18 protein-coding genes are annotated in these 20,208 nt (G+C 59.5%); 10 read left to right on the forward strand and 8 right to left on the reverse strand.

The window, feature by feature from the left end:
* Positions 1 to 11: 11 nt before the first annotated feature.
* The 4 genes from NCHOL11_RS15150 to NCHOL11_RS15165 all read left to right on the forward strand — a co-directional run bounded on the left by NCHOL11_RS15150 (position 12) and on the right by NCHOL11_RS15165 (position 5,086).
* On the forward strand, positions 12 to 728 hold the full coding sequence (locus NCHOL11_RS15150) for an SDR family NAD(P)-dependent oxidoreductase (protein WP_255254867.1): 717 nt from the start codon (positions 12 to 14) through the stop codon (positions 726 to 728).
* Positions 729 to 822: 94 nt separating this feature from the next.
* The gene (locus tag NCHOL11_RS15155) at positions 823 to 1,956 is read left to right on the forward strand and encodes a helix-turn-helix transcriptional regulator (RefSeq protein WP_176502305.1); all 1,134 of its coding nucleotides are present in this window, start codon (positions 823 to 825) and stop codon (positions 1,954 to 1,956) included.
* A gap of 324 nt (positions 1,957 to 2,280) precedes the next feature.
* The gene (locus NCHOL11_RS15160) at positions 2,281 to 4,557 is read left to right on the forward strand and encodes a TonB-dependent receptor (protein WP_176502306.1); all 2,277 of its coding nucleotides are present in this window, start codon (positions 2,281 to 2,283) and stop codon (positions 4,555 to 4,557) included.
* Between the two features lie 43 nt (positions 4,558 to 4,600).
* On the forward strand, positions 4,601 to 5,086 hold the full coding sequence (locus tag NCHOL11_RS15165) for a nuclear transport factor 2 family protein (RefSeq protein ID WP_097093425.1): 486 nt from the start codon (positions 4,601 to 4,603) through the stop codon (positions 5,084 to 5,086).
* Positions 5,087 to 5,122: 36 nt separating this feature from the next.
* Here NCHOL11_RS15165 and NCHOL11_RS15170 read toward each other — a convergent pair whose 3' ends face one another.
* The gene (locus tag NCHOL11_RS15170) at positions 5,123 to 5,539 is read right to left on the reverse strand and encodes a BLUF domain-containing protein (protein ID WP_097093426.1); all 417 of its coding nucleotides are present in this window, start codon (positions 5,537 to 5,539) and stop codon (positions 5,123 to 5,125) included.
* Between the two features lie 168 nt (positions 5,540 to 5,707).
* Between NCHOL11_RS15170 and NCHOL11_RS15175 the strand changes: the two genes are divergently transcribed.
* Both NCHOL11_RS15175 and NCHOL11_RS15180 read left to right on the forward strand, forming a co-directional pair.
* Positions 5,708 to 6,445 carry an SIMPL domain-containing protein gene (locus NCHOL11_RS15175; RefSeq protein ID WP_247229570.1) on the forward strand — a complete coding sequence of 246 codons (738 nt, stop codon included), beginning with the start codon at positions 5,708 to 5,710 and terminating at the stop codon, positions 6,443 to 6,445.
* A 163-nt stretch (positions 6,446 to 6,608) separates the two neighbouring features.
* A complete protein-coding gene (locus tag NCHOL11_RS15180) occupies positions 6,609 to 7,397 on the forward strand; it encodes an SDR family oxidoreductase (protein WP_097093428.1) in 789 nt (262 codons plus the stop codon).
* 158 nt (positions 7,398 to 7,555) lie between these two features.
* Here the strand turns inward: NCHOL11_RS15180 and NCHOL11_RS15185 are convergent, their stop codons facing one another.
* The 7 genes from NCHOL11_RS15185 to NCHOL11_RS15215 all read right to left on the reverse strand — a co-directional run bounded on the left by NCHOL11_RS15185 (position 7,556) and on the right by NCHOL11_RS15215 (position 16,302).
* Positions 7,556 to 9,346 (reverse strand): flavin-containing monooxygenase, encoded by a 1,791-nt coding sequence (locus NCHOL11_RS15185; RefSeq protein ID WP_097093429.1) that lies wholly within the window; start codon positions 9,344 to 9,346, stop codon positions 7,556 to 7,558.
* Positions 9,347 to 9,479: 133 nt separating this feature from the next.
* Positions 9,480 to 9,887, reverse strand: coding sequence for a VOC family protein (locus tag NCHOL11_RS15190; protein ID WP_097093430.1), 408 nt, complete (start codon positions 9,885 to 9,887; stop codon positions 9,480 to 9,482).
* A gap of 47 nt (positions 9,888 to 9,934) precedes the next feature.
* Complete coding sequence (locus NCHOL11_RS15195) at positions 9,935 to 10,321, reverse strand: VOC family protein (protein ID WP_097093431.1); 387 nt, start codon at positions 10,319 to 10,321, stop codon at positions 9,935 to 9,937.
* Positions 10,322 to 10,389: 68 nt separating this feature from the next.
* Positions 10,390 to 12,750, reverse strand: a complete 2,361-nt coding sequence (locus NCHOL11_RS15200) for a TonB-dependent receptor (protein WP_176502307.1) — start codon at positions 12,748 to 12,750, stop codon at positions 10,390 to 10,392.
* Positions 12,751 to 12,980: 230 nt separating this feature from the next.
* Positions 12,981 to 14,096: a hypothetical protein gene (locus NCHOL11_RS15205; RefSeq protein WP_255254868.1), complete on the reverse strand. Its 1,116-nt coding sequence runs from the start codon at positions 14,094 to 14,096 to the stop codon at positions 12,981 to 12,983.
* The gene (locus tag NCHOL11_RS15210; RefSeq protein ID WP_097093434.1) at positions 14,096 to 14,896 is read right to left on the reverse strand and encodes a phytanoyl-CoA dioxygenase family protein; all 801 of its coding nucleotides are present in this window, start codon (positions 14,894 to 14,896) and stop codon (positions 14,096 to 14,098) included. Before NCHOL11_RS15210 ends, NCHOL11_RS15205 begins: the two co-directional genes overlap by 1 nt.
* A gap of 86 nt (positions 14,897 to 14,982) precedes the next feature.
* Positions 14,983 to 16,302, reverse strand: coding sequence for an aspartate aminotransferase family protein (locus tag NCHOL11_RS15215; RefSeq protein ID WP_097093652.1), 1,320 nt, complete (start codon positions 16,300 to 16,302; stop codon positions 14,983 to 14,985).
* A 150-nt stretch (positions 16,303 to 16,452) separates the two neighbouring features.
* On the opposite strand from NCHOL11_RS15215, the gene NCHOL11_RS15220 reads away from it, so the two are divergent.
* From NCHOL11_RS15220 to NCHOL11_RS15235, 4 genes are all read left to right on the forward strand, one after another.
* Positions 16,453 to 17,004, forward strand: a complete 552-nt coding sequence (locus tag NCHOL11_RS15220) for a cupin domain-containing protein (protein WP_097093435.1) — start codon at positions 16,453 to 16,455, stop codon at positions 17,002 to 17,004.
* 104 nt (positions 17,005 to 17,108) lie between these two features.
* Complete coding sequence (locus tag NCHOL11_RS15225) at positions 17,109 to 18,281, forward strand: acyl-CoA dehydrogenase family protein (RefSeq protein ID WP_201516578.1); 1,173 nt, start codon at positions 17,109 to 17,111, stop codon at positions 18,279 to 18,281.
* Positions 18,281 to 19,402, forward strand: a complete 1,122-nt coding sequence (locus tag NCHOL11_RS15230; RefSeq protein WP_097093436.1) for a CaiB/BaiF CoA transferase family protein — start codon at positions 18,281 to 18,283, stop codon at positions 19,400 to 19,402. The genes NCHOL11_RS15225 and NCHOL11_RS15230 overlap by 1 nt, the downstream gene beginning before the upstream one ends.
* Positions 19,399 to 20,199: an FAS1-like dehydratase domain-containing protein gene (locus NCHOL11_RS15235; protein ID WP_097093437.1), complete on the forward strand. Its 801-nt coding sequence runs from the start codon at positions 19,399 to 19,401 to the stop codon at positions 20,197 to 20,199. The genes NCHOL11_RS15230 and NCHOL11_RS15235 overlap by 4 nt, the downstream gene beginning before the upstream one ends.
* Positions 20,200 to 20,208: the final 9 nt, after the last annotated feature.

A 20,208-nucleotide genomic window follows, 5' to 3' on the forward strand; every position in this document is an offset into this window, starting at 1 on the left:
AGGGAGGCGGCATGTTCGATTTCAAAGGGCGTCATGTGCTTGTCACCGGCGGGAGCAGCGGCATCGGCGCGGGCATTGCGAGTGCCTTCATGGAGGCCGGTGCGCGGGTGACGATCACCGGCACGCGAGAAGCGGTCGAACCGCAGTTGATCCCTGCCGGCGCAGAATATCACAGCCTGCGCCTGGAGGATCGGGACAGCGTCCACGCACTCGCAAACAGCCTCGGCAAGCTCGACATATTAGTGAACAATGCGGGCGGAACTTCGATGCCGGAGGATTTCGACGCGGCCATAGACGCCAACCTGAAGGGGGTGCATGCCCTGACCAGCGCTTGCTTGCCCCTGCTGGAGCAGACCGATCATGAAGGCGGCGGGGCGGTGGTGATGATCGCATCGATGATGGCGATATTCGGCAATTCCATGTTTCCCGGCTACAGCGCCGCCAAGGCAGGGATGCTGCTCCTGACCAAATCGCTGGCACAGCAATGGGGTGGCAAAGGGGTTCGCATCAATGCGCTGGCGCCGGGCCCTGTTCGCACGCGCATGACCGAGCGTTATGCCGACGATCCTGTTTATGGCCCGGCGACCGCGCAGCGCATGGCGCTTGGCCGTTGGGGAGAGCCCAAGGACATCGCTGGTCCCACATTGTTCCTGGCGAGCCCCGCGGCGGCATTCATTACCGGAGAATGTCTGGTGGTGAGCGGTGGCTACATGATCGCAGAGGCGTAAGGGCCGCTCGGCTGCTGCGCAATTGGCAACATCTGATCAAGCCTCTACCATGCTGGAAACGGCCGCACAGGGCCGGTGCGGGAGAGGCACGAAGATGACCGACGAAGCGAGCAGGCGGATGGAATTTTCGCGCCTGATGCTGGCCTTGAACCAGGGGTTGCTGGGCGATGACCCGTGGCGCGAATTTCTGTTGATGCTGCGCGACCAGACCCATGCCCGTTACGGAACGCTGATCCTGACGCCGCCGGATCTTTCGCTCACCACGATGATCACGCCGACTGCGACCAGCGAGTCCATACAGCGCTATCTGGACCGCTATCTGGAAATCGATCCGTTCGTGAACCTGCCCGAGGGCAAGGTCATGACGCTGTATGAATATGTGGGAGAGGCGGCGCTCAAGAACTCGGCCTATTACAAGGAATGGATTGAATCCATGGACGGGTCCCATGTGCTGGGCGTCGACCTGCGCATGAGCGGCGGGTTCGAAGCGCGTCTGCGCCTGACCCGTGCTCCGGGCGGCGATCCCTTCAATCGCGAGGAAACCAGCCGGGTAGAGGAAATTGTCCCGCATCTGCGGCAGGCGATCGAATTATATCAGAGACTGGAAACATCCAGATCCGAACAGGCCGTGATGATCGGCGCGATCGAACAGTTCGCCGTCGGCACCGTCATTCTGGACCATGATCTGAAGGTGTTGAAGGTCAACGAGGTTGCGGCATCAATCCTGGCGGATGGCGACGGCATCGGGCTGGTGGGAGGCCGTGTCGCCCTTACCAACCCGTCACGCGACGCCGAATTCCGCAAGAGGCTGAAGGCGGCCGCGTCGGAATGCGGCAACGGGGGAGGCCGGTTCGTTTTCCTGGCGGAGCGTCCTTCCGGTCATCGCGACATCGGAATGGTCGTGCAACCGGTGCAGATCCCCGGGTTCATGCATACCGGCAGTTCGCCTGCACTCGCGCTGTTCCTTGGCGACCCGGAGCGGCAGTGCGTCGTGACAGCAGATGCCGTGCGCAAGCTCTTCAACTTCACACCGACCGAGGCGTCGATTTCCGCATCGCTCGCAAATGGTGTGTCAGTCATCGACACCGCGCACCGGCTAGGCATTGCTGAAAACACGGTGCGATCACATCTGCGGTCAATCTTCGCCAAAACGGGGGTCGCCCGGCAATCGCAGCTTGTTCACCTGATCCACACCAGCATGCCGGAACTGACGCTGCCGCGTGGCTGATCTCTTCGATTTGACTTAATCGATATGGAGGTGTCGTCCCTCCCTTAGCTGCGCGATGCTCCTCGAGACGATCTGCTGAAGGCAGACGCGAGACGAGGAGAGGATGGGCTGCCACAAGGCGCCTCATGGCCAACGCGAATAGGTCGGATTGCGATCCTCGCGAATGCGCGCCATGCGGATCAGCCGGGCAGCCTTAGCCACCCCCTCCGTTCGCGACGCAGCCAGTGATGCCTTCGTCGGGCGCTGGCGTAGAGAATGGGGAGGAACAGCATGTCTCGAATTTTCTGTTGCGCATTATTGAGCTGTGTCGCGCCGAGCGCCCTCATGACAGGTGTCGCCCGTGCGCAGGACAGTGCTCCAGCAGCGGGCAGGGCCGAGGCTGGCCTGACCGACATCATCGTGACGGCGCGCAAACGCTCTGAAAATATCCAGAATGTTCCAACCGCCGTCACTGCAATGGATGCGAAGCTGATCGCGGATCTCCAGATCGAAAGCTTTCAGGATGTCGGCAAGACGGCACCGAACGTGGTTATCCAGAAGCAGGCCGGATCGCCGACCGCGCCCCAATTCAATATTCGCGGCGTATCTTCGGGATCGATCAACTTTCAGATCGATTCCGGCGTCGCTCTCTATCTTGATGGTGTGTATCTAGGACGGCCGGGCAATTCCGCATTCGACCTCGCAGATATCGAACGGATCGAAGTGCTGCGCGGACCGCAGGGCACTTTGTTTGGCCGTAACTCCACCGGCGGCGCAATCAGCTTCGTGACGGCAGGGCCGACCGGCAAGTTCGGCGTAGTCGTTGACGGCACCATCGGAAATTACCAGCGGCGGCGGGGGCGAATTACCGTCAATACGCCGGAATGGAATGGCTTGTCCGCCCGCGTTACCTATGTGCATGATGAAAATACAGGCTATGTGAAGAATAGCGGTCCGCGCAGAACCTATCTGTTTCCGGAACCTTTCGGGCCGCAAACCAGCGCGGACAGTTTCGGCGCGAACAATAATGAGTCCGTTTTCGCGGCGGTACGCTATACCGGCATCGACAATCTGACGCTCGACTATCGGTTCGACTATGCCGATCTGGTGACGACGCTCGATGCGATGCAGTTGCTGAACGGTGGGGCGGCGTTTGGCGCGATCACCAATTTTCCCAATCAACCTGCTCTGGGCGGAACGGCGGTCGAAAGTTTGAAGCGGTTGGACCGCGTGCCGATCGACGGTTTGGCTGCCGCGAGCCAGAAGACCTGGGGACATAGTCTTACGGCGGTCTATGACTTAAACGATGCGCTCAGCGTCAAATATATCGGGGCTCTTCGCGGCTTCAAGGTGAACAGCACTTCCGATCTCGATGGCAACGCGCTTGTCGATCCTTATGGCGGGACGGGCGGTTATTTCCAGGCATTGGGCGCAGTACGTTATGCCAAGCAGCGGCAATGGTCCCACGAACTCCAGCTGCTGGGCCATATGGACCGGTTGGATTTCGTCGGCGGCCTGTTCTACTATCGCGAGAAAGCCTTCCTCAACAGCCCGGTAATCTTCGGCCTGGTGGCGCAACCCGGCCAGCCGATCCCGATCGTCAATCCGGACAGCTATCTGGCCGGCGGCGACCTGTTGCGAGTGCTCAACAAATCTTACGCCGCCTATGCCCATGTGGATTTCCGGTTGACCGACGAGCTGGAGCTGAGCGCGGGCACGCGCTATTCCAAGGATGATCGAACGGAGAACGACCTGCTGGCGGCTCCGCGTACCCCCACCGTGCCGCGCGGCAGCTTCCGGGCGAAGCAGGGACGCTTCGACTATGACGCCTCCATTCGTTACCGCTTCGCGCCCGATAGCAGCGTCTATGCCAAGTTCACCACCGGGTTCGTTTCAGGCGGCATCTTCCATGGCGCGGAATTCGAGCCCGAGACGATCAAATCCTATGAAGTCGGCCTTAAATCGGAATTCCTGAACCGGCGCGTCCGTGTCAACCTTGCGCTGTTCCAGGCGGATCGCAAGGCGCTTCAGGTTACCGGCTTCGATCCCAACCAGGGCGGCAACATCCTGCTCAACACTGGCACGGAGCGGGCGCGCGGTGTCGAGGTCGAAACCACCGTGGTGCCGGTGGATGGCCTCACCCTCAATGCCAATTACGGCTTCACCGATGTGGAGCCCAAGGCGGAATCGTCCAATCCCGCCGCGACGCCGGTGCGGTCCTACCAGCCCCGGCATACCGCCTATCTCGCGACGCAATATGAAGCGGCGGCCTTCCCGGACGGCACGACGCTGAGCTTCCGGGTGGATGGCCAATATGAGGGCAAGCATTACCGGCTTCAGTGCCCGATCGGCGCGTTGCAATCGCCAACGGAGGGCTGTCTGGGGAGCGGAGACGCTGCGCTTGATCGTGCGCTGGTTATTCCTTCGAGCTGGCAGATCGGCGCCCGCATGACCTTTGCCGATATCCCGCTTGGCAGTGTGAAGGGGCGGATTTCGCTGTGGGGCAAGAACCTCAACAATTCGGACAAGCCGGAATTCCTCTTTCCCGTATTCGATACCTGGACTGTCGGAACCTTCCAGGCGCCGCGCACCTATGGCGTCGATTTCGGTGTGGAGTTTTGATGGGACCGCGTTTCAACCTTATCGCAAATCTTGAGGATTGGTCATGACGATACGGCTCGAAGACATAGAGCTCATCAAGCAGCTGAAACATAAATATTGCCGGTATCTGGACACGGCCGATGCGGAAGGCCTTGCCTCCGTCCTTACGGAAGACATCGTCGTCGATTATGTTGGCGCCAGTTATCACTTCCATGCCGAGGGCCGCGATGAGGTGGTGTCTCTGCTCCACGCGGCCTTCCATGAGGACTTCGTCGGTTGCCATACCGTGCATCAGCCCGAGATCAACGTGACGAGCGATGATCGGGCGGAGGGCCGCTGGACGCTTACCGACTATGCCATGGACTTCCGTACGGGCATGGAAACGAGCGGTGCCTGCCTCTATCGTGACGAATATCGCAAGGTCGATGGCCAATGGCAGATCGCCCGGTCCTCCTACCGCCGCCTGTATGAGCGGATGGAAAAGCCTGCGGTGGCGCCCAATTTCACGTCGCGCTATCTCGCTGAAAAGGCGGCCAATCCGGAAATCTGATGGCGTGGGTGCTGATCGAGGGGTAAGCGGAGCGGCTCATGCATGTCCCATCATGGCGGATTCGGACATGAATTGGGCTAATGCTTCTACGCAGTCTTCGCGGGCGTGCGCCGCGTCGCTTAGCAGCTGTTCAATCCTCCGCTCACCCGATCGCGCGGGGGGCACATATGCAAGCGACCAGGTGACGAACCGGCGGCAGGGATATGCGCCCTCTGCGATGGTGCGGATATCTTCGTGCCGAAGGTCATCGAGGATGATCCGCTGCAATGTGCCCACCGAAGTTGCGGGGCCTTCAAGATATTGCGCGAAATGGCGGCCGGTGAACAGCAGTGCGCCCGTGACCTGGAGCTTGCGATTGCGAGGTATCGAGTCCCTGACGATATCCGCCACCAGCTCATCGGACTCGTCCTCGGCAAGCCTGCTCGTGCTGATGTAGAACCATCGGAAAATCATTTAGCGAACTCCCGGATTGTCGATCGTCATTACAGGAGAAGCGGCTGCCCCGTCTCCAACTCACTAGGGTTAAGCAGAAAGTCCCAACCGTGGGCCCAGCCTTTCGCTCAGCTTCGCTTCATCTTTCGTGGGGCACGTTCGGCTTCACCGCAAAGTTGGGGAGAGATGATGTCCGTTGCTAAATTGTCTTTGGCATTGAGCCCGCTGATGCTCCTCCATGCCTGTGATCGAGAGCCGCGCGACCCGCGTGGCGTTGGTCATGATGAAACGCTGCTGTCCGTCAGCGCAACGGGACAGGGCGACACGCGTCCTGATCAGGCACAGTTCCAGGCCGGTATCAATAGCTGGGCGAAATCAGCCGCCGAAGCCACTGCCGCGAACCAACAGCTGATCGGAAAGATCGTGGACGCTCTTTCCGGTGCAGGGATAGCGGAGAAGGACATCCAGACACGGAGCCTGAGTGTACAACGGCTCGATTGGGGCGATCGCAAAGGCCAATATCAGGCTAGCAACATCATCAACGTAACCGTGCGGGACGTTGATCGGGCATCCGCCGCAGTGACAGCGGCTACCACGGCGGGTGCCAATGTCCTGAGCGGTCCCGATCTGCGCATGGCTGATCCGGAGAAGGCGGCGAACTCCGCATACACCGCAGCGTACAAGGCCGCGCATGCGCGCGCTGAGGCCTATGCCGATGCGGCAGGAATGACTATCGCGCGCGTGCTGTCGATACGCGATGCAGGCGGCACCCAAGGGAACCGCTATCTGCCGGGTGCGGTGCCGGTAGCGCCCCCACCGATCGCGGTTGAACAATCCGCCGCCAACGCTTCGAATGTGCCGTTGATGCCGGGGCAGACAACGAGCACAGTCGCCGTGCAGGTGGATTTCGCACTCAAGCCGAAATAAGCGCTCTACCCAACCGCGATCGAAGCGGGCGTTTGCAAGAACGCCGATCATGTTATTTGTACTTTGCGTAGCCGTGACTTTAGGAGGGGTGGCATGCTGGGCCTTCGCAACAGCAGGCCGGTCCACTAACGCCGAGCGTGACGAGAAAATTGGGAGAGAGTAGATGAGCGGTCGATTGAGCGGCAAACGGGCCATGATCCTTGGCGTCGCTCCACAGAATGTCGGCGCCGCCATCGCGCGTACCTATATCGATCATGGTGCACAGGCCGTCATTGCCGGTCGCAGAACGGAACCGCTGCAACAGATTGCGGACGAGATCGGGGCGGAATGGGTTGCCTGCGACATCACCGACGAAGCCAGTCTCAACAAGGCGGTGGAGGATGCCGCCGACAAGATGGGCGGGCTCGACATCGGCGTCAACAGCACTGGCTGGGGTTTGCTCAAGCCGTTTCTGGAAACAAGCCGTGACGAATTGGAGCGCATGGCCGCTGTCCAGTTCACCGGGCCGTTCCAGTTTTTCCAGGCGCTGGTGCGGAACATGCAGCATGGCGGGTCGATCATCCAAATCTCATCGGTGACGGCGACGATCATGTTTGAGGATCATGCCGCCTATATGGGCACCAAGGCCGGTATCGATCACGTGATCCGCACGATTGCCAATGAATTTGGCGACAGGGGCATTCGCGCCAACAGCATCGCGGCTGGCGGCGTCGCGGATGCACCCATGTCGGGCGGGGGAATGGCCATCCCGGCGATGCGCGAACTTTATATGCGAGAAATCCCCCTCCGGCGGCCGGGCATGTCTGCGGATGTCGCCAACGCCGCGCTATGGCTGGCGAGCGAAGAGTCGAGCTTTGTTACAGGCCAGGTGATCCATGTCAGTGGCGGCCAGACGCTGCGGCGTAATCCGTCCATTGCGGAAGTCTATGCCATTTTCGGGGCAGAGCAATGAACCGATGATGGAGATTGGCTGACCTTCCGCAAGATGGAAGGTCAAGCCAGATTGAAGCGTCACTACAGCACTTTGCCACCCGGAGGCGGGCCGACTCGAACTTCCGGATTTCGATGCACGAAATCGGCACCAAAATCCGGATAGCTTGGTCGCTGTCTTTAGGCTTCCGAATTCCTGGAAACTTCCAGTCCTTCGAGATCGCCCCTTTCGCGCCATTTCTTCAGTTCTTCGAAATAGGCCAGGGTGCCCCCGGCATAGGGAGCGTTGCGGGCCATCTTGTGGTCGCCGAGCGATCCTTCGTTGTTGTAGAAGCCCGGGGTGCATTCGGAGGAGAACTTGCCGGTGCCCGTCAGATGCGACATCAGCACGCCAAGCCAGTGTTCCTGCGCCTGCTCGGTCGGTTCGAAGGCGCGGGCGTCCAGGTCGACCATGCGCTTGAGGGTGTAGGCGGTCTGTGTCGCGACATTATCGAGAATGGGAACGACGTTGACGCCGGTGCCGCCCTGGACCAGGCTGGACATCAACAGGTTGGGGAAGCCCTTCGTATACATGCCATGCAGGGTGGCGGCGCCGTCCTTCCACGCGTCGGTCAGCGACTGCCCGCCTTTGCCGTACAGTTCAAAGCCCAGGCGGCGGGTATAGCCCGTCGAGACTTCGAAGCCCGATGCATAGACGAGGCAATCGACCGGATATTCGGTGCCGCCGACCACCACGCCGGTGGGGGTGATGCGCTCGACACCCTTGCCGTCGGTATCGACCAGAGTGACGTTGGGACGGTTGAAGCTTTGCAGATATTCGTCATGGAAGCAGGGACGCTTGCACATGGTGTTGTACCAGGGCTTCAATGCCTCTGCCGTGGCGGGATCCTGCACGATCTGATCGATGCGGGCGCCAATGCCCTCCATGCGGGCGAAGTCGGCCAGTTCATACTGATCGTCATCAGCCGCGCCGCCTTCGAAATTGACGCCGCCTGAAATCTGCGTCCAGCCATCGTTGATGAGGTCCTGCTCAACCGGCTGACCGGCGACCAGCGCCTCGAAATTCTCGATCCGCTCCTGCTGCCATCCTGGCTGGAGCGAAGCGGCCCATGCAGGATCGGTCGGCTGGTTGTTCCGCTCACCCACGCCGGACGGCGTGCGCTGGAAGACGTAGAGATGCTCCGCGTCGCGGGCGAGGTTGGGCACCGCCTGCACCGCGGTCGCGCCGGTGCCGATGATGCCGATGCGCTTGTCCTTCAGGCGATCCATCGGCGTGGTCGGGCTGCCACCGGTATAGGCATAGTCCCAGCGGCTGGTGTGGAAGCTGTGCCCCTTGAAGTTTTCGATCCCCGGGATGCCGGGCAGTTTGGCCTTGTGCATGATCCCGCCGGCGATGACGAGGAAGCGTGCCGCCAGCACGTCGTCATGGTTGGTGCGCACCAGCCAGCGGGCGCGTCCCTCATCCCAGCGGACTTCCGTTACCTGCGTCTGGAACAATGCGCGGTCGTAAAGGTCGAAATGGCGGCCGAGCTGCTGGCAATAGCCGAAGATTTCCGCCGCCTTGGCGTATTTTTCCGTCGGGATGTAGCCGGTTTCCTCAAGCAGCGGCAGGTAGATATAGCTTTCAATGTCGCAAGCCGCGCCCGGATAGCGGTTCCAATACCAGGTGCCGCCGAAATCACCTGCCCGATCGATGATGCGGAAATCCTCGACGCCTTGCTGCCGCAGGCGCGCACCGGTGAGAAGCCCGCCGAAGCCGCCGCCGACGATTGCGACCTCTGTTTCTTCGACGATCGCCGGGCGCGTAAAGCCTGGTTCGACATAAGGGTCGGCGTCGAAGTCGCGGAAAACGGCGTTGGGATCAAGATACTGGTTCGGACCATCGGCCCGCAGGCGCCTGTCGCGTTCGATGCGGTATTTTTCTCTTAGCGCTTCAGGAGATATCCGGACCGCTGTTTTAACATCGCTCATGAGCTAGCTCCAAAATCTTCAAATTCATCTCTGAATATCATCCCGCGATGCGCCACTTCAGTATAGACCATGCGAGAGGCAATCAGTCCCGACCGTCCTATTGAGAGGACGGCGGGACTCGTCGCCCGTTCCTTCATTTGCCGTGGTCAGGCGACAATTGCATGACTTCGACTTTATGACCCTCGGGGTCGGCCACGATCGCATAGCGGAACTTATGCTCCTCGAGCGTCTCAGCCGCTCTGGCGATGCTGCCGCCCGCGGCCAGCGCTGCAGCCACGACGGCGTCCACATCGTCGACCATGAAGGCAATCGCTGCCTCTCCCGGCGTTGGCGTAGGCCTGTTCACATAATGCATCAAGGCGAGTTGCTGGTTGCTTTCTCCCCCTTCTGCTTTCAGGAAAATCTCTATGTGGGGCTCTTCGGTTTCGAGGCCGTCGAAGCGTCCCACTTCCTTCATTCCGAAAGCGTCGCTGTAGAAACGCACCAATGTCTCTGCATCGCCAACCATCAGTTTGAAATAATATAGGGAAATCTTGCTCATCTGTTTTTCCTATCGTGATCAAATCACTGAAATATCGTCTACTTTTGTCAAAGGCCGAATTGCATGACCTCGATGGCGTGACCTTCAGGATCGGTAATCGTCGCCCAGCGGAAATTATATGCCTCCAGCGTTTCGGCCGGTAGGATTATGCCGCCGCCTCTGGCTTGCGAAGCCGCCACGACTTCGTCCACATTTCCAACCGTGAAGGCGACCCTGACTTCGCCAGGCTGGGGCGTGGGCTTGTTGAAATATTGCATCAGGCACAATTGTTCGGTCTCTCCTGCCGACAGATATATCTCCAGGTGAGGGCGTACATGTTCGGGTTCGTGAATACGCCGGATTTCCTTCATTCCGAAGACCTCACGATAGAATGGCGCCAAAGCCTCCGCATCGTCGACCATCAACTTGACGTAATAAAGGGAAGTATTGCTCATCGATTTACCTCTTTGCGATCAAATTACCGGCTTTTGATATTCAATTTCTTGATGCCTCTGTGCTCGCCCTAAAAGGAGTAGCGTGCACGAACGCCGTACATGCGCGGCTCGCCATATAGGGTGGCAGAATAGAGAACCGAATTGAACACATTGCTGTTGGACACCCGGTACAGTTTGTTGGTGATGTTGGTGCCGTAAAGGCCGAGATCCAAATTGCTTCCGCCGATTTTCTTCCAATCGATCGACAGGTTGAGCGTGCCAAACGCCTCCAGCTTTTCGCCAGGCTCGTTCGGCGGGACTATGGTGCCCGACGTGTGCTGCGAAGATGTATGTGAGTAGATCGCGAAGAACGAGATCGTGCCGAGATCGCCGCCAAGCGATTGTTCAGCCGAGGCATGAATGCTGTAGATGTAGGGAGAGACATATTGGAACGGCAGACAGGTCAAGTTTGCGGTGCCAGGCGCGGTGACGAAGTTGCCCGAGCAGTCCTGTACCAGCACGCTCGGTTGATATTCGTACCGCTTATATTTGGCGTCGGTGTAGCTGAATGTGCCGCCGATCTCCACGCCGGGGAATGGCCGTAGCGAAGCTTCCGCCTCTACGCCCTGGATGCGGGCATCAGCCTTCAGAACCTGAGCGCCCGCAGCCTGCGTGCCAGGATTGAAATCACCGGCCGCCCGCTGGATATCCTTGTACGTCAGGTAATAATAGGTGGCGTTCAAACGGAGCGGCATGCCGGCAATACGGACGTCCGACTTGAAGCCGCCTTCATAAGAAGTGACATATTCGGGCGGGAATGTACGGGTGTTCGCAAAGACGGCGTTGGCGTTGATGCCACCGGCCTTGTAGCCGCGACTGACCTTTCCATACAGCAGCAGGGCAGGAGATACCCTATAGTCTAGGCCGATATTCCACGTTGGCGCATTGGTCTTCAGATTAGCCGAAAACTGACAGTCGGAAGGCGTGGTGGCTGGGATCGTGGGATCGGTATAGCAGGCGACAAAGCCCGGGCCCGCCTGATACAAATTCGCCGTGCCGCTCACCTTGTCCCAGGTATGGCGATACCCGCCCGTGAGCTTCAAATTTGCGAGCGCGGGGGTAAGCAGGCCAAGGTCCAGAGTGGCTTGCGCATAGAGCGCCTTCGACCTGTTGGTGATTGAATATCTGATGTCATATCCCGGGCAGAAACCGGTGAAGGCGGCAGGGCAAAAGCCGACAGATCCGGCGCCCTGATTTGCCACCGGACGCTGGTCATAGAGAAATGCGCCGGTGGTGAATGTCAGAAGATTGTCGAGCAGATTGCCCTGCAGTTGCAGTTCCTCGGTGAAAACTTTCAAGTCGTCCCTTGGGAGATCGGTCAATGTCGCATTCAGGTAGGTAAGCGGCGTTCCATCGCCCGGCAAAACTGCCTGTCCCGGCGCAGGATAGCGCCGTGGGTCATTATCTTCCTGTTGGAAGACGCTGCCGTCGCTATCGATGCTATAGGATGAGGTGAAGCGCTGGTAGCTTACGATATTGCGGAGGGTCAGTTCGTCGTTCAATGCGAGCGAGGAGGTGTTGGTAATGCCCCAGGTCTTTGTTTTTTGATAGGAGTCGGTGCCATGAGCCGTCTGCCGCGGGCCGCGGGCTTCTGAATCGGCGACAGCCGCCCGGTACACATCGCATGACGCGATCACGCCGGGGATGGTCGGGCCTTCCTGACAAAAGCCGAGCGTGGGGTCTGACAACGCAGCGATGTTAAACCCAGTGTTGACCGTGCCGGTGCCATTGTTCCTGGAATTGGCTCCATACGCCATGGTGTAGTTTTCAAACCCCTCGAAGGGCTTGAGCGTCAGGCCGATGCGTCCAGAATACCAGTGGGTGTTGTCGCGATCCTTGTCCCAGACCACATCATAGGTGTAGCCGTCACGGTCATGATAGGCACCTGCAACGCGCAGGAGAACCTTGTCATCGACGATCGGCACGTTGATCGCGCCTTCCAACTGCTTATTGTCGTAGTTGCCGAACTTGGCCTGCGCATAGCCTTCAAATCTGTTCGTCGGTTTGTGCGGGACGAGGAGAACGGCGCCGCCAGTGGTGTTGCGGCCGAAGAGCGTGCCCTGCGGCCCATTCAGAACCTGCACATTCTCCAGATCAACGAAGTTCCCGGCGCCGCCCTGCTGCGGGGTTGAAATCGACGCGGGCAGCGGGACTTCGTTGAGGTACACCACTACACCAGGAGACGCCTGGAAGGTCGCGCCCTGGCCGCGGATCGTGAAGCTCTGCGCTTCACGCGAAGGATTTCCGTTATTGCCCACGACCAGGGAGGGAACGGTCGCTTGCAGGTTTTGCGCCTCCGTAACGCCTTGCTGCTGTAGACGCTCAGGAGAAAAGGCCGTGATCGCAATAGGCACGTCTTGCGCGCGCTCATCACGGCGTTGGGCGGTCACGACGATATCGTTCGAAGGAAAACTGTTAGGATCGGGCTCCGCAACGGCTTGATCTTGACCCTGGGCCTGCACATTCTGGGGAATGGCGACAGGCAAAAGAGTAACTGAACATAATAAGGCGATGCGGATTCTAGTATATCCAACCATTTAACAGCCTCCCTTTATTTGTTTAATGTCGTGCCAAAATCTATTGGCTGTCGTTATTCATCAATAATTGGCGACGAGCTTCTTCATTCTGCCGCCAGATCGTATATTGCGGGCATGATCGTAGGCGAGCCTGGCTCGAACACGCTGGTGAGCAACTGGATGAACTCGGGGTCGTGGAGCGGATCACTCGGCGTTTTGAAAGCTATGCCCCGCGCGCGCAGTTCCGACAGGAAGATATCGAAAACCTGCTCATGGGATAGGTCGTCACTATGATCCAGCGCGACCGTCATTTCATCCAAGTCCATGTACATGTCGGCGCCCCAATGGAATAGCAGGCGGATTTCGTCGGCGGGCAACTGCTGAATGACGTTGCCATCCGTCTTGATTTGCCAGCCGTCTGAATCGGGGTCGGCTGCGATCACCGAGTTGATCGCCAAGCCTTCGGGCTTGCGCATTTCAGCCGGGCCACATGCATTGGCGCCGTGATACATGACCTCATTTTCCACGACGGCAGCGCGGCCCCACATCGGCGCATAAAGCTGTTTGGGCTGCCCCTCGGGGCCGTCAGGCCAATAGGTGAATCCGCCGCCGATCTGCCCCTTATAGTACCAGGTCAGAACCTGCGCTTTCTTGACCTGCCAAGGGCGAAACAGCCCGCATTTGGTCATAAGCCCGATAAGCCAGCCGGGTGTGTTCTGAATGGTCACGCCCCGATAGTCGGCGCCATCGACATGAGGCGCCCCGCCCGCACCGGCGGGCCCCTGAATATTGCAGAGCATGAGGTTTGGCGCTGCATATTTGGCGCCCCAATAACCTTGGGCCAGATCAAGAAACTTGCTGTTGTAGAAGCAATCCTCGACCTCTGGGTAAAGGCTTGCATAGCCGCGGCCGAGCGTTGACCGAAAGACCGGGCTGAGAAACATGTCCCACGTCGGTACGAATCCTTCAGGAAGTGAGCCGGATGTTGCGCCGATTACCTCTTCAGGCGAACTGAATTCCTGGGACAGGATCGTCGTCCAGGGGCCCTTATTGCGCAAGACAGAGAAAAGCCGCTGCCGCTGATCTTCGCTGAACGCGTTCTCTATAAGCTGAGGCTCAGCGATCGGTCGCAGGAAAGAATGCGTGTTCATGATTTCTCCTTTTGCTGCCGGAACAGCCAATTGTTTTTTGTGTTCTCGCTGTGAGAGAAAGATATCCATCAGCTTTCCCTAAGTGCTTTCAATGGATCGGCCTGTGCTCCGGCATGGCCGTATCCATATTTGGGACCGACCTGATATCCCATGAGTTTGAGCAGATCGTCAGGCAAGGTCCGCGCGATTTCCGGGGGGCAGGCGATATATTGATTTTCACCTTGTCGTAGCCATCCCAGGGAATAGTTTATCGCCTGCGCGATACGCACATCATTTGACCGGTTGTTGCCGCCGGCATGCCAAAGCTTGCCTGAGAAGATCAGCACTGATCCCCGCTTCATTTCTGTCGGCAGCGTGTCTTCCATTTTGTAATGGGCAGGCGGACGAGCATGGCTTCCGGGGACGATGCGTGTGGCACCATTCTCTTCAGTGTAGTCGGTGACAGCCCATAGAGTATTGCAACAAGCGATACAGTCGTCCGGGAATATGAAGTCATCGTAGAGAAGTTCATCTGTATGGATGACTTGCGCCGGAGCACCCGGGTTGAGCGAGATCATCTCGGTCGTGCAAATCTGGAACGTCGATGCGCAGCTGAGAATGTTCTTGACCACGCCTAAGACCAGTGGGTTCATCGCCAGATCGCGTCCGGCCGGCGATCGGGCGATCAGCTTGCCCACCCGTTGCGCATAGTCCCCGCCCCACTCTGCGTCGGTCAGCTGAGCCTGCGGATTGAATGGCTGCATGTCCGATCGGACCTGATCCATCACCGACTCAGGAACCAGGCAATCGATAATGACATGACCATGTTCCTGCATTACTGCAGTGGCTTCTTCGATCGTTGCCGTATTTGGCAGATGCTGCACGCTCATTGTGAAGCTCCTTCATTGAGCTCGTATGGTTGTCATCCCGGCTTCTTGGGAGATGTCGCCCGAAACAGATTCAAACCGAAACTGCGTCACCTCGTTTTTCTAAGTATGTCGAAGAGTGTTTGCGTGATGCGATCGATCTGGTCTCGATCGATGATGAGTGGTGGGGAGAGTGCGATGGTGTCACCATTGGCGCGGACTAGAAGCCCCTTTTCAAAGCAGTCCACAAATACATCAAAGCCGCGTGATCCGGGGTCATCGGGTCGGGGCGAAAGTTCGATCGCGGCGATCAGGCCCATGGCCCGGATATCGGCAATGTGCGGCGCATTCTGCAATGAGAGCAAATTGCGCTGCCAATGCTCCTCAAGTTCCGCAGCGCGCATGAAGAGGCCTTCGCGCTGATAAATGTCGAGGCTGGCAAGACCAGCTGCACATGCGGCGGGGTGGCCGGAATAGGTGTAGCCGTGGAATAGCTCGATCGCGGCCTCGGGCCCCTGCATGAGGGCGTCGTGGACGTGGCGGGATGTGAACACCGCACCCATCGGCATGGCGCCGTTAGTCAGCCCCTTCGCCGTCGTCATGATGTCCGGCGCGACATCGAAATGCTGGGCTGCAAAGGGGCTGCCCAGGCGGCCGAAACCGGTGATGACCTCATCGAAGATCAGGAGGATGCCGTGCCGCGTCGCGATCTCGCGTAGCCGCTTCAGATACCCCTGCGGAGGCAGCAACACCCCTGTCGAGCCAGCAACCGGTTCGACGATAACCGCAGCGATCGTTTCCGCGCCATGGAGTTGGACGAGCCGCTCCAGATCGTCGGCCAGTTCGGCGCCATGTTCGGGAGGGCCCTTGCAGAAAAGGTTGCGGCTCGGATCATGTGTGTGCCGCATGTGATCAACGCCATGCAGGGTGGAGAAGGCGCGTCGATTATTGACCAGCCCCCCTACCGAAATGCCGCCAAAACCGACCCCATGATAGCCACGCTCACGCCCAACCAGCCGAGTGCGTGTGCCTTGACCAATCGCGCGCTGATAGGCGAGAGCGATCTTGAGCGCCGTGTCCACGGATTCTGAGCCGGATCCGGTGAAGAATATCCGGTCGAGACCCGGGGGCGCTATTTCGGCCAGGCGTTCTGCAAAGCGGAAGGCAAGGGGATGGCCTAGTTGAAAGCTTGGTGCGTAGTCCAAGCCCTCCAACTGGGCGGCGACCGCTGAAGCAATCTCCTTCCGACCATGGCCGGCGTTGACGCACCACAGGCCCGCTGACCCATCGAGTATGTCGCGTCCGTCATCGCTGCGGTAATACATGCCGGATGCTTCGACCAGCATTCGCGGCGCCGCCTTGAACTTCCGATTAGGCGTGAAGGGCATCCAATAGGCATCGAGTGCTACGCTGTTGGTCAAAGTCTTCATTTGATCATCCGTCAATTTGTTGACATGTTGATCGTTTATCCAGGCATGCCGCAAGGCGTTTTCAGCTTTTAAGAAGATCCTTGATTTTCAATAGGATGCTTTGATGAATGTTCGATATATCGAACATATTCAACAGGGAGAGTCGTTTCAGTGTCGGAAGTGGAGATCGGATCGCGCCTGCGCCGTGCGCGTGAAAAGGCGGGAATATCTCAACGCACGCTGGCCAAACGTGCTGGGATCACCAATTCTACCATCTCGCTGATGGAATCGAACGGCACCAATCCGTCGATCGGAGCCTTGAAGCGCGTGCTCGATGCCATGTCCGTCAGTTTGTCCGATTTTTTCGCGATGGACGAACCGGACCGCCCTCAGTCTTTCTACAAGGCTTCCGAACTCACGGAAATTGGCAAGGGGTCCGTGTCCTTGCGCCAGGTGGGATCCAACCTGGCTGGGCGGCAACTGCAGATCCTGTCGGAGACGTGGCAGCCGGGCGCGGACACGGGGAAGATCAGCCTTACTCATGAAGGCGAGGAGGGCGGGGTGGTGATATCAGGCTTCATTGAAATCACCGTCGATGACGAACGATGCATCCTTGGACCTGGCGACGCTTACAACTTCGACAGCAGGCGGCCACATCGCTTCCGCTGCGTCGGGGATGAACCGGCCCGCTGCATTAGTGCGTGCACTCCTCCCACCGTCTAGGATATTTCGATTATATGCCAGCTTCGCATAGCTCAGTTTGATTTCTGTACTTTTCAGTATGGCCTATCCATCGATACCGGCAGGCAAGCTTAGATATGATTGGGATGGAAATGGGCGCGCCCGAACAAGAAGAGACGTTTTCAGACATCCGCGAAGGCATCCGCCGGCTTTGTGCGCGGTTTCCCGGGGCCTATTGGCAGGAGTTGGATGCTGAGCGGCGCTATCCCACCGAGTTCGTGACGGCGCTGGCCAGCGAGGGTTGGCTTTCAGTGCTGATCCCGGAGGAGTTTGGCGGCTCGGGTCTTGGGCTGGCTGCTGCAACGGCGGTGCTGGAGGAAGTGCACCGTTCGGGATGCAATGGCGGTGCGGCCCATGCGCAGATGTACACCATGGGCACTGTCCTGCGGCATGGGTCGGAGGAGCAGAAGGCACGCTATTTGCCGAAGATCGCGTCGGGTGAGCTTCGCCTCCAGGCGTTCGGGGTCACCGAACCGACAAGCGGCACTGACACGACCCGTATAAGGACCTTCGCCAAGCGGGATGGCGACGACTATGTCGTCAATGGCCAGAAGATCTGGATCAGCCGCGCTGAACATTCCGACCTGATGGTCCTGCTGGTGCGCACCACGCCGCGTGAGGAATGCGCCAAGCCTACCGACGGCATCAGTGTCTTGCTGGTCGATATGCGTGAAGCGGTGGGCAACGGCCTTACCATTCGGCCGATTCGTACGATGCTGAACCATGCGACGACGGAACTGTTCTTCGACGATTTGCGCGTGCCAGCGGCGAACCTGATCGGGGAGGAAGGCAAGGGCTTCCGCTACATCCTGTCCGGCATGAACGCCGAACGCATTCTGATCGCGTCGGAATGTATTGGCGACGCGCGCTTCTTCATTGATCGCGCGAGCGCCTATGCGAAGGACAGGTCCGTCTTCGGCCGTCCGATCGGGCAGAACCAGGGTGTACAATTCCCCATCGCGCGCGCCTATGTGCAGACGACCGCCGCCGCTGCCATGGTGGATCGGGCCGCGGCGCTGTTCGACGCGGGGGTGCAGCCGGGCACCGAAGCGAACATGGCCAAGATGCTGGCGTCCGAGGCGTCCTGGTATGCTGCCGACATGTGTGTCCAGACCCATGGCGGCTTCGGCTTTGCGGAAGAATATGACATCGAGCGCAAGTTCCGCGAAACGCGCCTTTACCAGGTCGCGCCGATTTCGACCAACCTGATCCTCAGCCATGTGGCGACGCATGTGCTGGGCCTGCCGAAGAGCTTCTGATGGGAAAAGTGCTGGAAGGCTTGCTGGTCGTCTCGCTGGAACAGGCGGTGGCTGCGCCGCTCTGCACCAGCCGCCTTGCAGAAGCGGGGGCGCGGGTCATCAAGCTTGAGCGGGCGGAGGGAGACTTTGCGCGTGGTTATGACTCCGTCGTCCATGGCGAGAGCGCCTATTTCGTCTGGCTGAACCGCGGCAAGCAGTCGCTGCGCATTGATCTGAAGGATACCGCCGACGCGGCGCTGATGGAACGGATGCTGTCCAAGGCAGACGTGTTCGTCCAGAATCTCGCCCCGGGCGCGGCGGCGCGATCGGGTTTCGGATCGGCTGATCTGCGCGCCCGCTATCCCCGCCTCATCACCTGCGACATCACCGGCTATGGCGAGAGCGGCGATGCGGCGGGGATGAAGGCCTATGACTTCCTGATCCAGTGCGAAGCCGGGCTTGCCAGCATCACCGGCACGGTGGATGATCCTGCGCGGGTCGGGGTTTCGGTGGCCGACATCGCCTGCGGGATGAATGCGCATGCTGCGATCCTTCAGGCGCTGATCGAGCGGGGACAGACCGGCAAGGGGCGCGGCATCGCGGTGTCGCTGTTCGATGGGTTGGCCGATTGGATGACGGTGCCGCTGCTACATTATGATTATGGCGGCAAGGCGCCGTCGCGCGCTGGGCTGAAGCATCCTTCGATCGCGCCCTATGGCGCCTTTGCGACTGCGGACGGATCGCAGATCGTGGTGTCGATCCAGAATGAGCGGGAATGGGCGAAGTTCTGCGCCACGGTGCTGGGCGATGCAGGCCTAGCGACGGACCCGCGCTATGCGTCGAACACGCTGCGTAGTGCCAATCGTCCCGAACTGGACGCGATGGTCGGCCGTGTTTTTGCAGCCGAAATGCCTGACGCACTGATCGCCCGGCTGGAAGCGGCTGGCACGGCTTGGGCACGATTGAACGGTGTCGATGGTTTGTCGCGGCACAGCCAGCTTCGCCGCGTCACGGCGGAAACTCCAACCGGCCCTGTCGCCTTGCCAGCCTCGCCCGTGAGATGGGATGGGGAGGAGGCGGTTGCGCTGCCGGTTCCGGCTTTGGGGGGCGATGATGAGGCGATCCGGGCGGAGTTTCTGTGAGCCGAGCGATCGAACATCGCACCGATATCGCTGCCGCCCGGCAAGCGCATTTGCTTGCGGCGCTGCTTGATCATGACACGCCGCCGTGGCCGGCGGGAGAGTTGCCGCCGCTTGCGCACTGGTTGTTGTTTCCGCCGGACGCGCGGCAATCATGCATTGGACCCGACGGTCACCCGATGCGGGAGGATGATGGCCTGCCGCGCCGCATGTGGGCAGGCAGCCGCGTGCGTTTCCTCGCCCCGATCCTGCTTGGCAGCGAGGTAGAGCGGGAAACGAGTGCGATCGCGATCAACGACAAAGAGGGGCGATCCGGGCGGATGCGCTTCGTCACCTTGCGTCACCTGTTGAAGGTGGACGGCCAGGTCTGTGTTGAGGAAGAGCAGGACATCGTCTATCGCGAAGCTGGGCGGAACGGGGCTCCTCCGCCGCCCGAAGAAGTGACGCCTGCGCCGCCTGTTGCGCGCGTGGTGACGATCGATCCGGTGCAGCTTTTCCGCTTCTCTGCTCTCACCTTCAACGCGCACCGCATCCATTATGATTTGCCCTACACGCAGGATGTCGAAGGCTATCCCGGGCTGGTCGTCCATGGCCCCTTCATCGCGACATTGCTGATGGATCATTTCCTGCGCCATGCTCCAGCCGCGCAGGTCTCAAGCTTCTCCTTCCGCGCGCAGCGGCCGATTTTTGCGGGAGAGCCGTTTACTTTGGGCCTGTCACCGGAGGGAATGGGTGGCGACTTGATGGCGATTGATCACGCGGGCGGCCTGGCGATGCGGGCGCGTGTGGAAACTCGCTAGTCCAGTCCT

The organism is Novosphingobium sp. Chol11, assembly GCF_900218065.1.
Taxonomy (GTDB): Bacteria; Pseudomonadota; Alphaproteobacteria; order Sphingomonadales; family Sphingomonadaceae; genus Sphingobium; species Sphingobium agri.

Coding starts and splice junctions, on each gene's coding strand:
- NCHOL11_RS15150 (WP_255254867.1), top strand. CDS start 12: ATGTTCGATTTCAAAGGGCGTCATGTGCTTGTCACCGGCGGGAGCAGC.
- NCHOL11_RS15155 (WP_176502305.1), top strand. CDS start 823: ATGACCGACGAAGCGAGCAGGCGGATGGAATTTTCGCGCCTGATGCTG.
- NCHOL11_RS15160 (WP_176502306.1), top strand. CDS start 2,281: ATGACAGGTGTCGCCCGTGCGCAGGACAGTGCTCCAGCAGCGGGCAGG.
- NCHOL11_RS15165 (WP_097093425.1), top strand. CDS start 4,601: ATGACGATACGGCTCGAAGACATAGAGCTCATCAAGCAGCTGAAACAT.
- NCHOL11_RS15170 (WP_097093426.1), bottom strand. CDS start 5,539: ATGATTTTCCGATGGTTCTACATCAGCACGAGCAGGCTTGCCGAGGAC.
- NCHOL11_RS15175 (WP_247229570.1), top strand. CDS start 5,708: ATGTCCGTTGCTAAATTGTCTTTGGCATTGAGCCCGCTGATGCTCCTC.
- NCHOL11_RS15180 (WP_097093428.1), top strand. CDS start 6,609: ATGAGCGGTCGATTGAGCGGCAAACGGGCCATGATCCTTGGCGTCGCT.
- NCHOL11_RS15185 (WP_097093429.1), bottom strand. CDS start 9,346: ATGAGCGATGTTAAAACAGCGGTCCGGATATCTCCTGAAGCGCTAAGA.
- NCHOL11_RS15190 (WP_097093430.1), bottom strand. CDS start 9,887: ATGAGCAAGATTTCCCTATATTATTTCAAACTGATGGTTGGCGATGCA.
- NCHOL11_RS15195 (WP_097093431.1), bottom strand. CDS start 10,321: ATGAGCAATACTTCCCTTTATTACGTCAAGTTGATGGTCGACGATGCG.
- NCHOL11_RS15205 (WP_255254868.1), bottom strand. CDS start 14,096: ATGGATATCTTTCTCTCACAGCGAGAACACAAAAAACAATTGGCTGTT.
- NCHOL11_RS15210 (WP_097093434.1), bottom strand. CDS start 14,896: ATGAGCGTGCAGCATCTGCCAAATACGGCAACGATCGAAGAAGCCACT.
- NCHOL11_RS15215 (WP_097093652.1), bottom strand. CDS start 16,302: ATGAAGACTTTGACCAACAGCGTAGCACTCGATGCCTATTGGATGCCC.
- NCHOL11_RS15225 (WP_201516578.1), top strand. CDS start 17,109: ATGGAAATGGGCGCGCCCGAACAAGAAGAGACGTTTTCAGACATCCGC.
- NCHOL11_RS15230 (WP_097093436.1), top strand. CDS start 18,281: ATGGGAAAAGTGCTGGAAGGCTTGCTGGTCGTCTCGCTGGAACAGGCG.